The sequence below is a fragment of the Devosia sp. A369 genome (assembly GCF_054489345.1).
The window spans coordinates 85,642-98,386 of record NZ_JBTMWV010000004.1 but is presented as its reverse complement, the minus strand read 5'-3'; the positions used below and the strand labels follow the sequence as shown (position 1 = coordinate 98,386).

At 64.8% G+C, this 12,745-nt stretch carries 12 protein-coding genes; 2 read left to right on the top strand and 10 right to left on the bottom strand.

The window, feature by feature from the left end:
* Window positions 1-9: 9 nt before the first annotated feature.
* The 5 genes from ACX3OZ_RS07130 to ACX3OZ_RS07110 form a co-directional block, all read right to left on the bottom strand.
* Window positions 10-762, bottom strand: a complete 753-nt coding sequence (locus ACX3OZ_RS07130; protein WP_459104168.1) for an ABC transporter permease — start codon at window positions 760-762, stop codon at window positions 10-12.
* Window positions 759-1,694 carry an ABC transporter ATP-binding protein gene (locus tag ACX3OZ_RS07125; protein ID WP_459104167.1) on the bottom strand — a complete coding sequence of 312 codons (936 nt, stop codon included), beginning with the start codon at window positions 1,692-1,694 and terminating at the stop codon, window positions 759-761. Before ACX3OZ_RS07125 ends, ACX3OZ_RS07130 begins: the two co-directional genes overlap by 4 nt.
* A complete protein-coding gene (locus tag ACX3OZ_RS07120) occupies window positions 1,691-2,884 on the bottom strand; it encodes an ABC transporter permease (protein WP_459104166.1) in 1,194 nt (397 codons plus the stop codon). The genes ACX3OZ_RS07125 and ACX3OZ_RS07120 overlap by 4 nt, the downstream gene beginning before the upstream one ends.
* Window positions 2,885-3,131: 247 nt before the next feature.
* Window positions 3,132-4,043, bottom strand: coding sequence for a glycine betaine ABC transporter substrate-binding protein OsmF (gene osmF / locus ACX3OZ_RS07115; RefSeq protein ID WP_459096334.1), 912 nt, complete (start codon window positions 4,041-4,043; stop codon window positions 3,132-3,134).
* A gap of 95 nt (window positions 4,044-4,138) precedes the next feature.
* Entirely contained in the window at window positions 4,139-5,698 is a 1,560-nt protein-coding gene (locus ACX3OZ_RS07110) for an aromatic amino acid lyase (protein ID WP_459096333.1), read from the bottom strand.
* 104 nt (window positions 5,699-5,802) lie between these two features.
* Between ACX3OZ_RS07110 and ACX3OZ_RS07105 the strand changes: the two genes are divergently transcribed.
* Both ACX3OZ_RS07105 and ACX3OZ_RS07100 read left to right on the top strand, forming a co-directional pair.
* Window positions 5,803-6,936, top strand: coding sequence for a LysR family transcriptional regulator (locus tag ACX3OZ_RS07105; RefSeq protein ID WP_459104165.1), 1,134 nt, complete (start codon window positions 5,803-5,805; stop codon window positions 6,934-6,936).
* 73 nt (window positions 6,937-7,009) lie between these two features.
* On the top strand, window positions 7,010-8,275 hold the full coding sequence (locus ACX3OZ_RS07100; protein ID WP_459096331.1) for a DUF3422 family protein: 1,266 nt from the start codon (window positions 7,010-7,012) through the stop codon (window positions 8,273-8,275).
* Between the two features lie 3 nt (window positions 8,276-8,278).
* On the opposite strand, the gene rhaM is transcribed toward ACX3OZ_RS07100, so the two are convergent.
* The 5 genes from rhaM to ACX3OZ_RS07075 all read right to left on the bottom strand — a co-directional run bounded on the left by rhaM (window position 8,279) and on the right by ACX3OZ_RS07075 (window position 12,591).
* Window positions 8,279-8,611: an L-rhamnose mutarotase gene (rhaM, locus tag ACX3OZ_RS07095; protein ID WP_459096330.1), complete on the bottom strand. Its 333-nt coding sequence runs from the start codon at window positions 8,609-8,611 to the stop codon at window positions 8,279-8,281.
* Window positions 8,608-9,600, bottom strand: coding sequence for an ABC transporter permease (locus tag ACX3OZ_RS07090; RefSeq protein WP_459104164.1), 993 nt, complete (start codon window positions 9,598-9,600; stop codon window positions 8,608-8,610). The genes rhaM and ACX3OZ_RS07090 overlap by 4 nt, the downstream gene beginning before the upstream one ends.
* Entirely contained in the window at window positions 9,597-10,001 is a 405-nt protein-coding gene (locus ACX3OZ_RS07085) for an endonuclease domain-containing protein (RefSeq protein WP_459096328.1), read from the bottom strand. The genes ACX3OZ_RS07090 and ACX3OZ_RS07085 overlap by 4 nt, the downstream gene beginning before the upstream one ends.
* Window positions 10,002-10,114: 113 nt before the next feature.
* Window positions 10,115-11,089, bottom strand: coding sequence for an ABC transporter permease (locus ACX3OZ_RS07080; protein ID WP_459096327.1), 975 nt, complete (start codon window positions 11,087-11,089; stop codon window positions 10,115-10,117).
* The gene (locus tag ACX3OZ_RS07075; RefSeq protein WP_459096326.1) at window positions 11,086-12,591 is read right to left on the bottom strand and encodes a sugar ABC transporter ATP-binding protein; all 1,506 of its coding nucleotides are present in this window, start codon (window positions 12,589-12,591) and stop codon (window positions 11,086-11,088) included. The genes ACX3OZ_RS07080 and ACX3OZ_RS07075 overlap by 4 nt, the downstream gene beginning before the upstream one ends.
* Window positions 12,592-12,745 lie beyond the last annotated feature (154 nt).

Below are 12,745 nucleotides of genomic sequence, written 5' to 3'. Positions count from 1 at the left end.
AAAGAGCGCTCACGCGGTGGCCCTCCCCAATTGGCCGGTGCGGGCCATCAGCCAGCGTTCGAGGGCGGCCAGGGCGTCGTAGATCAGGACGGCGAGAACGCCGACGATCAGGCCGCCTTGCAGGACGAAGGCGGTGTTGCTCGAGAGCAGTCCGGCGATGATGACTTCGCCCAGGGTGCGGGCGGCGACGGTGGAGCCGATGGTGGCGGTGGCGAGGGAAATCACCACCGAGAGGCGGATGCCGGCGAGGATGACGGGGAGCGCCAGTGGCAGTTCGACTTTGATGAGGCGCTGCCAGCCGGTCATGCCGACACCCTTGGCGGCGTCGGTGACGGTGGGGGGCAGATTGGTCAGGCCGGTCAGGGTGTTTTCAAAGATCGGCAGCAGGCCGTAGAGGAACAACGCCACCAAGGTCGGGGCGGTGCCGAAGCCGAGGACGGGGACGGCCAGCGCGAGGACCGCGACCGGGGGGAAGGTTTGACCGATATTGGCAAGGCTGCGAGACAGCGGCAGGAATTCGGCGCCGAAGGGGCGGGTGACGATGATGGCGAGGCCGACGGCGATGATGGTGGAAGCGACGGTGGCGGCCAGCACGATGGCGAGGTGGTTGATTGTGATGTCGAGCAGGCTGCCCTGATTATAGATCGCCGGCTGGGTGGATTTGGCGAACAGGGCAAAGAAGCCGCTGAACAGCTCGGGCTTGAGCAGCAGCAGGATCAGCACCGCGAACACGAGCAGCCGGATGAGATTGCCGATCTTCATTGCGGGCGCGCCGCCAGGCGGGACAGACCGGCCAAAGTGACCTGGCCGATGATTTGCCCGTCGCGCTGCACTGGCAAGGCCGGACGGCCGGACCACAGCAGTTCGGCATAGGCGTCGCGCAGGGATTTTTCGGCGGCGATCGGTTCACCATCGACACTGCCGGGCTCGATATGGTCGGCGACACTGGATAGCGATAGCAGGCGGAATGGGCGTTCGCTGCTGCCGATCAGTTCGGCCACAAAAGGGGTGGCCGGATGGGCGATGATTTCGGCGGGGCTGGCGCATTGCAGCAGCTTGCCCTTGTCCATCACCGCGATGGTGTCGCCGAGATGGATGGCTTCTTCCATGTCGTGGGTGACCAGCACCACGGTGGTGCCGAAGCGGCGCTGGATGACCAGCAGATCCTCCTGCGCCTTGGCGCGGATCACCGGATCAAGCGCGCCATAGGGCTCATCCATCAGCAGGATTTTGGGCTCGGCCGCCAAGGCGCGAGCGACGCCGACGCGCTGTTGCTGGCCGCCGGAGAGTTCATGCGGCAGGCGATCGCGGAATTCGGCGGGGTCGAGCTGGAACAGGGTCAGCAGCTCGTCGACACGGTCGGCGATCTTGGCTTTGTCCCAGCCGAGCAGTTTGGGCACGGTGGCGACGTTCTGGCCGACGGTGCGGTGTGGGAACAGGCCATTGCCCTGAATGGCGTAGCCGATGCGGCGGCGCAGTTCATAGGCGGGAATGGAGGCGATATCCTCGCCGTCGATGCGGATGTGGCCGGACGTGGGTTCGACCAGCTTGTTGATCATCCGCATCAGCGTGGTCTTGCCGGAGCCGGAGGTGCCGACAATGGTGCAGATGCTGCGCGGCTGGATGATGAGGGACACGTGGTCCACCACCACGGTGCCGCTATAATCCTTGGTGATGTCGTCGATTTCGATCATGGACGGCGTCCCCCGCGCGAAGTCAGTTCAACCAGGGCGTCGAGCACCACGGCGGCGGCAAAGGCCAGCGCCACGGTCGGTACGGCGCCAAGCAACACCAGATCCATCGCCGTCTGGCCGATGCCCTGGAACACGAAAACCCCGAAACCGCCGCCGCCAATCAGCGCCGCGATGGTGGCGAGGCCGATATTCTGCACCAGCACGATGCGGATGCCGGTGAGGATCACCGGGAAGGCCAGTGGCAGCTCGACGCCCATGAGGCGCTGGCGGCCGGTCATGCCCATGCCCTTGGCAGCATCGACGGCAGCGGGCGAGACGCTTTGCAGGCCGACCACGGTGTTGGAAACGATGGGCAGCAGCGAATAGCCGAACAGCGCCACCATGGCCGGGGCCACGCCGATGCCCGAAATGCCGATGGCCGAGGCGCCGGGAATGTTGGCGGCGACCCAGGCCAGCGGCGCGATCAGCAGGCCGAACAGCGCGATGGAGGGGATGGTCTGGACGATGTTGAGGATGTTGAGCACCCCGGCGCGCAGGGGTTTCACCTTGTAGCAGAGGATGCCCACCGGCACGCCGACCAGCATGGCAATCGCCACCGAGCCAAAGGCCAGCGCCAGATGGGTGCGGCCCTCGGCCCAGAAGGCCGGTGCGCGGGTGGCATATTCCTTGAGGATGGAGAGGTCGTTCCAGGCGCCGCTCCAGAGCAGGCCGGCGATGGATAGGGCGACGGCGAGCAAGATGCCGATGCGCACCAGCGGGGCGAAGTGCAGTCGGGTCAACGCGTCGGTGACCAAGAGGGCAAAGGCGAAGAGCAGCAGCCAGAAGCCGGCGCCGGGTGAGACACGCGCAAAAGTGTTGTCGGGCGGCGTCAGATAGCTGGCCGACCAGCCGATGGCGAGCAGCAGCACGGCCACAACGACGAAGCCGGCGAGCAGCTTGGCCAGGACCGGTAGGCGCAAGAGGGCGACGAGGAATCCGGCGAGCAGGATGGCGAGCAGGAAGCCGGAGGGAAGGCTGGGGAGCGCGTCGAGTAGCGAACGGGGTTCGCCGAGCACGATGCGGTTGGCGCGGAACAGGGCGAAGGGCAGCGCGGCGCCGGCGGCGGCGATCAGCGCGATCAGCACGCCCAGCTTATCGAGCGCCAGCCAGGCGGGTCGGCTCGCGATGGGGGTGGTTTCGGCGATGCTCATGCGGACTCCGCAATGTGACCGGTGGCTGGGGGACGAAAGCCCCTCACCCTAGCCCTCTCCCCGGCGGGGAGAGGGGATCGTTCGGTTCGTGAGGCAACATGGTGCCACAAGCTGGATGGGCCCCCTCGCCCCTTCGGGGAGAGGGTTGGGGTGAGGGGGCGATGTCCTCGACAAATGCCGAAACTCTGAACCCCTCACCCGACCCTTCGGGTCGACCTCTCCCCTCAGGGGCGAGGTGAGCAGGCGGCTACTTCAGGAAACCGCCCTGGGTGAGGTAGTCGGTGGCGACGGCGGCAGCGGCTTCGCCGCCGACCTGGACGCGGCCGTTGAGTTCCTGCAGGACCTCGAGCGACAGGCCTTCAAAGACGGGCTTCAGCAGCTCTTCGATCTGCGGGTATTCGGTCAGCACGGCTTCGCGGATGATCGGCGCGGGCTGGTACACCGGCTGCACGCCCTTGTCGTCTTCGAGCACCTTGAGGCCCGAGGGGGCGATGCCACCATCGGTGCCGTAGACCATGGCGGCGTTGACGCCGTTGGTCTGCTGGGCGGCGGCGGCAATGGTGGCGGCGGTGTCACCACCCGACAGGGTGATCAACTGGTCGGGCTTGAGCGCGAAGCCATAGACTTCCTGGAACTTGGGCAGGGCCGCCGGCGAGTTGACGAACTCGGCCGAGGCCGCGAGCTTGACTTCGCCACCACCGGCAACCCAGGCGCCGAACTCGCTGAAGGTGTTGAGGCTGTTGGCCTCGGCCACATCGTTGCGGATGGCGACAGCCCAGGTGTTGTTGGCGGGCGACGGGGTCAGCCAGACGATCTTGTTGGCGTCGTAATCGAGCTTCTTGGCTTCGTCATAGGCCGAGGCGGCGTTGTTCCACAGCGGGTCATCGGCCTTGTCGAAGAAGAAGGCGGCGTTGCCGGTATATTCCGGGTAAATGTCGATTTCGCCAGCGGTAATGGCTTCGCGCACGATGGGCGTGCCGCCGAGCTGGATGCGATCGGTGACCGCAATGTCGTTGGCTTCCAGAACCTGCTTGATGATGTTGCCCAGAACGCCACCTTCGGTATCGATCTTGGACGACACGACGACCTGCGCGTTGGCAGCGGTCATCGAAATGGCGAGCGCGGCGACGGCGCTGAGAAGTGTGGATTTAAGGCGCATTGGTTTCTCCTTTTATATCCGGGGTTAGTCCACTCGCGTGGTCCCGGCTTGTCCCTAACCTAGCCTGTTGTCAAAATTGGGCGAGGGTGCTGGTGCTACTGCACCGGGCCCAGCGCGAAAAACTCGTCCAATTCCATGATCGTTGAGTGGGATATTAATTCGTCCATCAGCGCATCGGACCGAAGCGCTGCTTCCACCGCTTCGACTTCCGTCGAGAGCGCGCGGTCGGAAACGTAGTAGGCGGCGTGACGGCGTACCAGGCTATAGATGATGCCCGGTACATTCCCCGGGCGATCCCCGGAAATATCCATGGCCTGCGCGGCCAGCATGGCTTCGAGTGCGGCGAGCCGGTTGAGCGCCAGCACCTGCCGCTCCAGCCGTTCGACCACCAGCGGCAAAAACGCCGCTTCGTCTTCAATGCCGCCGGCCACCACCATGGACATCGGCGAAATCGGGTTGGTCATGCTCAGCACCCGGGCGAACAGCTCACCGGCCAGCTTGATGATCGGCCCAAAGCCGGTGGCGATGGCGCCCGGCGCCACCAGATTGACCGGCAGATCGCGGCGCCCGCCATTGCCCAGCAGCACGCAGCGATTGAAGGAATTGCGCGCGACATGGGCCAGCCCGAGCTGGGCGGTCTGCAGGAACACGGTGACATCGAGCGGCAGCGAACCGCCGGAGGTCAGCACATTGCCGCCCGCGACCACCGGATTGTCGTCGGTGCGGCCGGTCGCGGCCAACAGGGTCTTGCCGGCCACCACCAGCGTATCGAAGCCGGTGGCAAACACCTGGCTCATCATGCGCAGCGAGAGCGGGTCCTGAATATGGGTGGCGTTGGGCCAGTCCCAGCCCTTGGCATTGAAATAGAGCCAGGCGCCCATCCCGGCTTCGCGCTCGGTGCCGACATGGGCCACGGCCTTCCACGGATCGCGCGAGGCGCCCAGCGCCCCGGCCGTGGTCAGCCCGGTGGCCAGCATGACGCGCATGAGCCCTGCCGCATCGCGGATGGCGGCGGCAGCAGCGGCATAGCCGACGGCATTGGTGGAAATCGAGGCGAGGCTATCGCGCGGCTTCAGGCGGAAGGCTTTCAGCCCGGCCGCTGCCAGGGCCTCGGCGGCGGGCTGGCGCTTGCCGTCAAAGGTGGCCTCGCCGGCGCCGGTGAGCACTGCGCCGATCTGACCCATCAGCCCGATATCAGCACAGCCGATGGAGCCGGTGCGGCGCACCAGAGGCACGACATCGGCCGAGAGCAGATCCAGAAAGGCGTCGACCAGCTCGGGGGTGCAGCCGACCCGGCCGGTCAGCGCCATATTGACGCGAATGGCCATGGCAGTGCGCACGATCTCGCTGGAAAAGGCGTCGCCGGTGCCGAAATGATGCGCCCGCACCAGGCCCATATTGAATTCGTCCCACTGCTCGGGCGTCCACTCGACGTCCTTCATGGCGCCGACGCCGGTGGTCGAGCCATAAACCGGCTGGCCCTTGGCGATGGTGGCCTCGACCACGGCCCGCGCTTCGGCGACGCGCTGCATGGCTGCCGGATCGGCCGTCAGCTCGGCGCGCCGCGCGCCGATCCGTGCCAGATCGGAGAAGCTCAACGGCTTGCCGCTGAGGCTGATGGGAGCGGCTCGCAGTGTTATCGCCAGATCGTTCATGGAGGTCACGCTATTGGATAGTTTCGAACTATGGGATATCCCAAATATTGAACAGGCTATGCGCTTTTTCTGTGCATCGACCAAGCCTGCTTGAATGGTGAGCAATGGACACGGCAAGCTTGATCGCGATGGACCGGGTGCTGCAGCTGCGCAGCGTGCGGGCCGCGGCGCGCTCGCTGGGCCGACCGGCATCCACCATCGCTGCATCCATAGCGCGGTTTGAGGCCGAAATCTCGGTCGGCATGGTGGAGCGCGCCGGCTCGGCTATCGTCGCCAGCCTCGAAGCGGTGCGGCTCGAACCTGAAATCGCCGCCATGGCCGAGCTGGCGCGCAGCATCTCGCCCAGCCACGCCATCAAGCTCGAAGCGCTGGACCGGTTTGCCCAGATCGCCAATCTGGGCAGCATCCGCCGGGCGGCACGCTCGATGAATCTGGGCCAGCCGCAGCTGTCACGCCAACTGGCCCTGCTCGAAACCCGCCTCGGCGTGCCCCTGTTGCAGCGCGGCAGCGGCGGCTCGACGCTCACCGCGGACGGCATGCGCATTGCGGCGACGACCGGGCAATTGCTGGCCGGCTGGCACCGCCTGTCGCGCGCCGCCGAGGAGCGTTTCCGCAAAAGTGCCGCCACCGCCCGGCTCGGTTCGGTCATTCCGCTCGGCTATGAAAGCGAGATTGCCCGGATGCTGGCCAATCTGGCGGCGCGCTGGCTGGCCGAGCGACCGCGTGCGCCGCTGTTTGTCAGTTCCACCACCGCCGACGATTTGCTGGCCGGGCTCAAATCGGGGCTGTTCGATGTGGCGTTTCTCGATACCGAGCAATTGCCGGCCGATCTTGACGGCAAAATCGTCGGGCATACGCCGCTGGCCATTGTCGGGGTGCCGGAGGGGCAGTCCAGCATTGCAGAGGCGCTGTTGTCGGCACCGCTCGCCGTTCCCAGCCCGCGCAGTGGGCTGCGCCAACGCATCAACCGCATTCTCGACGATCATCTCAGCGACACCGAGCGCGGCGCGCTGAGCATGATCGAGATTGATTCCATCCCGGTCATTCTCAATCTGGTGCTGCATCACGGCTTTGTCTCGGTGCTGCCGCGCGCCTCGGTGAGCCGCATTCGCAGCGATCTGCGTCAGCTGCCGCTGGCGGCGGAATACGACATGAATTTCTGGTTGTGCTGGCCGCGCGGCAGCGACACCATCGCCCAGGCCATCCTGGCCAGTATCGACCAAAGTTCTGCGCCGTAACGCCTCATTGCCAAATCCGGCTTGGCGGCGCCACATCGTCGGACCACCCTGCCGGGCGGAATCGGAGCACGCCATGGCCGCAGCCCTTCTCGCCGACCACCCCTATCGCGCCGCGATCATGGCCGAAGTCCATGCAAGGCCGGTCGAAATCATCGACGATTATTGCCGATTGCGTCGGCTGGTCGTGGTGATGCCGGCCAAGGCCGGGGCGATGATGGGGATCTTTGCCCAGTTCACCGCATTCTGCGCCAGCCACGGTTTCGACGTGCCGGATACGAGCAGCCGGCAGCATAGTTTCAACACGCCGACCGCCCATGTCACCTGGGAATTCCACACCGAATTCGTCACCGTCACCTGGCGCTCGGCGCTGGATGATGCGGAAAACTGGCCGAGTGATATCGGGCTGGAAACGCTGGGCGATGGCCAGTTGATCGGGGCGATGCGGCTTGACGTGATCGCCGACCAGACCATTCCCGACCGCATGGTGCCGGGCTTCAATCTGGCCAGCCTGTGCCTGGCCGATGTGGAAAACGGCAAGGCCCAGCTCGCCACCGACTTCGTGCCCGATGCGGATCGCTACACCCGCTTCGAGCTGGCGGCCGGTGGGCTGTCGATCTTGCGCCGGTCGATCATCGTCCGCCGGATTCTCGAAATCGAGACCTATCGCACCATGGCGCTGCTCGGCCTGCCGCTGGCCCGCGCCTCCAATCAGGAATTGCGCACCGTCGAGATCGATCTGACCGAGCTTATGGAAGGGCTGTCGGAGGCCACCACTGCCGAAACCGTGCAGGCGGCGCTGGGGCGGCTGCATGCGCTGTCGGTGCGTTCGGGGCAGCTGTCGGAGCGGCTAGGCTATCGTTTCGCGGCGGGGCACGCCTATGGCGATGTGCTGCGCATGCGGCTGGCCGGCATCCGCGAAAACTCCACCACGCGCGGCTCCACCCTCACCCATTATATCGGCAACCGGGTCGATCCCGGGCTGGCGACCTGTGCGGCGATGGAAAAGCGACTAGCCGTGCTGTCGGACAAGATCGAGCGCGCCATCGGCATGCTGAATGTGCGGATCGGCGTCGACATGCAGGTGCAGAACGCCGCCGTGCTCGACAGCATTGCCCGCACTGGCCGCAGCCAGTTCCTGCTACAGCGCACGGTGGAGGGCCTGTCGACCATCGCCATCAGCTATTATCTGCTGGGCATTGTCGGCTATGCGCTGGCCGGACCGCTGGAGATGCTGCATGCCGACAAGACCATGTCGCTGTCGATCGCCGCGCCGTTTGTGCTGCTGTTCGTCTGGCTGATGGTGCGGTCGATCCGGAAATCGCACGCGCCCAAGGCGTAGGGCTCACTTCATCCAGAACATTGGCGTGAGGTCGGTCGAGAGCGGCTCGTTCTGGTCGTTGGTGGCCATGACGTCGGCCATATGGGCCCACCAGCGCTGCATGATGGCGGTGGCGGGGAGCTCGGCCATGCTGTGGTCGCGGCGGCGCCAGAGGACGCCGAAGAGGATGTTGGTCTCGGGGTCGAGGTGGATGGAATAGTCCTTCACCCCGGCGTCGTGCAGCAGCGTCACCAGCTCGGGGAAGATCGCGTCGTGGCGCTTTTTGTATTCGGCCGCCATGCCGGGATTGAGCTGCATCTTGAAGGCGTGCTTTTCGTAGTCGCCATCGGTGATCATGCGCGCTGCCTCCACATGCGGAACAGGATTGGCAGCGCGATCACCACGATCAGCAGCGAGCCGGTGAAGATGGTCATGACGATGCCGGGCACGTTGAGCAGGCCGAGCCCGAAGGTGACGAGGCCGACGATCAGCGCCGCCAGCACCACGCCGAGGATCGAGCCGGCGCCACCCAGAATGGAGACGCCGCCCAGCACCACCATGGTGATGGCTTCCAGTTCGAAGCCTTCGGCAATGGAGGGGCGGGTCGAGCCCAGTCGGGCCGTCAGCAAGACGGCGGCAAGGCCGCTCATCAGGCCTGTGAGGCAGAACAGGATGAACTTGACCCGCTCGACGCGCACGCCCGAGAAGCGCGCCGCGACGTCATTATTGCCGATGGCGAAGATGCGGCGGCCGAAATTGGTGCGGTGCAGCAGCACGTAATAGATCACCGCGCAAACCAGAAACAGCACCAGCTCGAAGGGGATCACCCACCAGACATAGCCCTGTCCCAGCCAGGAAAAGCTCATGGGATAGCCTTTGAAGCTCTGGTCGCCGAGCACGATGAAGGCGATGCCGCGAAACAGGCTCATGGTGCCGATGGTGACGACGATGGAGGGGAGTTTCAGCCCGGTGACCAGAAAGCCGTTGAACGCCCCGCACAGAATGCCGACGCCGACACCCACCGCGATCAGCACCGGAGTATCGGCGCCAAACTGGAGCGCCAGCCCCATCATGGTCGAGGCCAGCGCGATGATGGCGGCCACCGACAGATCGATTTCGCCGGAGATGATCAGCAGCGCCATGGCCAGCGCAATCAGCGCCTTTTCGGTGAAATTGAAGGTGAGATCGGAGAGCGAATAGGCGTTGAGGAAATAGGGCGAGGCGAAGGAATTCAGGATGAAAATCGCCACGGCCACCAGCACGAGCAGGCTTTCCCAGCTCATCACGGCGGATTTGAGCGGATTGTCGAGGCGGTCGGGGAGGCTGCGATGGGTGATGTCGGTCATGGCAAAATGTCTTCCGATCCACCGGCCAGACTTCCCTCCCCCTTGTGGGGAGGGAGTGAGGGTGGGGGTGGGCTAAGCGCGGAGAGAATGATCGTCGTCACACCGTCGATGTTGTGCATGACGTCACTATTGGCGACGCGGAGGACGCGATAGCCTTCGGCGGCGATGAAAGCATCGCGACGGGCATCGTAGTGCAACGCCGCATCTACTCCATGCGTGTCGCCATCGACCTCGATGACCAGTCGGCGCGCATGGCAGACGAAATCGGCATAATATGGCCCGAGCGGGACTTGCCGGCGGAAGTGGAAGCCGAGCGGGCGGAGGTCGCGGAGCGCGTTCCAGAGCTTGGCTTCCGGCGCTGGCATGCGCTTGCGGAGTTCCCTGGCGCGCTCAATGCCCAAACCGACCCCCACCCTTGATCCCTCCCCACAAGGGGGAGGGAGACGCTGGCTTCGCCTTCCGTGTCTAATCACAGCATGGATTTCGCGCGAAACAAAGTGAGGCGCAGCTTTCATCATGCCCCTGCCCGCTTCAGGATCACGCGCCCCTTGCGGCGTTCGCCGCGGGCGTTGAGGACGACGGCGAGCAGGATGGCGGTGCCGGAGATGGCCATTTGCCAGAAGGGGGAGATGTTGATCACCGGCAGGGCGTTGTTGATGACGCCGAGGAACAGCGCGCCCAGAAGCACGCCGGTGACGGTGCCGATGCCGCCGGCAATGGAGACACCGCCGATGACGCAGGCGGCGATGATGGTCAGCTCATAGCCGCCGGCCACTTCGACCGAGGCGATGACGTAACGCGAAATCCAGAGATAGCCGCAGAGGCCCGAGACGGCGCCGGCGATGGTGAAGGCGTAGAATTTGGTGCGGCCGACATTGATGCCGGTATAGACCGAGGCGGTGGGATTGACGCCGATGGCGTAGAGCGAGCGGCCCAGCGGGGTGCGGGTCATCACCAGCCAGAACAGCAGCGCCACAACGATGGCGAACCAGCTCAGCAGTGGCAGGCCGAGGAAGGAACCGCGCTGCAACTGGATGAAATCGGGGCTCATCTGCGCCGCGTTGACCCAGGCGCCGCCGGAAATCACGAAGACCAGGCCCCGGAAAATGGTCAGGGTGCCCAAGGTGACGACGATGGGTGGGATGTTGAGTTTCCACACCAGAATGCCGTTGAACGCGCCGAGCATCCCGCCGGTGACGACGCAGCCGGCGATCAGCAGCGGGATCGGGATGCCAGGGAAAGCCGCGTTGGTCATGGCGACGATCATTCCGGTCAGAGCGAGATTGGAGGCCATGGACAGGTCGATGGAGCGGGTCAGGATGACCGCCATCTGGCCCAGCGCCAGCATCATCAATATGGAGCTGTCGTTGAAAATGGTCAGCAGATTGCCGGGCTGGGCGAAGCGCGGAAAGCGGGCGGTGACCAGCACCAGCACCAGCAGGATCGCCAGACCCAGCCAGATTTCGCGGTGTTTGCTGAGGGTCTTCATGCGGTGTGCTCCCCGCTGATGCCGGCGGCGAGGCGCACCAGCGTTTCGGGCTTGAGATTGCTGTTCTCGATTGTGTCGATCACCCTGCCCTCGCGCATCACCACGATGCGGTCGCTCATGCCGATGATTTCGGGCAGCTCGGACGAGACCATGATGACGCTGAGCCCCTGCGCCACCAGTTCGCCCATGAACTCATGCACGGCGGCCTTGGAGCCAATATCGATGCCCTTGGTCGGCTCATCGAGAATGATGACTTTGGGGAGGGTGGCCAGCCATTTGGCGATCACCACTTTTTGCTGATTGCCGCCCGACAGCGTCGACACATCCTGGCTGAGCGAGGAGGCGCGCAGGTCGAGGCGTTCGGTATAGGTCCGGGCCAAGGCGAATTCCTCGGCCATGCGCAAGAAACCGGATTTGCTGGTCTTGGTCAGCGAGGGCAGCGAGACGTTCTTGAAAATCGGTTCGCCGGTGATGACGCCCTGTTTGCCGCGTTCCTCAGGCACATAGACGATACCGGCCTCGACCGCGTCGGCGGGGGATTTGGGGGCGATGGGCTGGCCATTGAGGATCAGCGTGCCGCTGGAGGGTTTGGTCATGCCGAAGACGGCCTGCATCACCTCGGAGCGGCCGGCGCCGACCAGGCCGTAAAAGCCCAGAATTTCGCCTTTGCGCACGGCGAAGTTGATGTCGTCGAATTCGGTTGGGTGGCTCAGCCCCTTGGCTTCGAGCACCACCGCGCCGATGCTGGCATTGCGCGGCGGGAAAATGTCGTTGACGGCGCGGCCAACCATCAGTTGGACGATTTCGCTCTGGCTAGTGTCCTTGATGAAACCCTTGCCGACCTGCTCGCCATCGCGGAACACGGTGTAGCGGTCGGCGATGCGGTAGATTTCGTCGAATTTGTGGGAGATGAACAGGATCGCCTTGCCGTCCTGCTTGAGCAGGTCGATGAGCACATAGAGCTCCTCGATTTCCTTCTGGCTCAGCGCGGCGGTCGGCTCGTCCATGATGACGACGCGCGCCTCGATGGAGAGCGCCCGGGCTACGGCCACCAGATGCTTTTTGGCGATGCCCAGCTCCTTGAGCTTGATGCCGGCATCGACGCCAGCGGCCATGGCATCGAGGGTTTCCTGCGCCTCGGCGCGCATCTTGCGCCAGTCGATCAGGCCAAGCCGGTTGGTCGGGGCGTGACCGAGATAGATGTTTTCGGCCACCGTCAGCTCGTCGAACAGCACGGTTTCCTGATGGATGGCGGTAATGCCGACAGCGGAGGCGGAATGGGCGGTGGGCAGGCTAACCAATTGCCCGGCCATGCGGATTTCGCCGGAATCGGGCTGGTAGATGCCAGTCATGGTCTTGACCAGGGTGGACTTGCCGGCGCCGTTTTCGCCGATCAGCGCGGTGACCTGGCCGGGATAGAGTTCCAGCGCCACATCATGCAGGGCCCGCACGCCGGGGAAGCTCTTGGAGATGGCTGTGAGGGTGAGGATGGGCTCGGTCATGGGGGATGCGGTCTCTGGAAGAGGGGACGGGAGCGCGATCTGTCCCCTCTCCCCTCAGGGGAGAGGGTTAGGGTGAGGGGTGAATGCCCTTCGGCTCGAGCCGCAGCGCTTCACCCCTCACCCGACGCTTCGCGTCGACCTCTCCCCTGAGGGG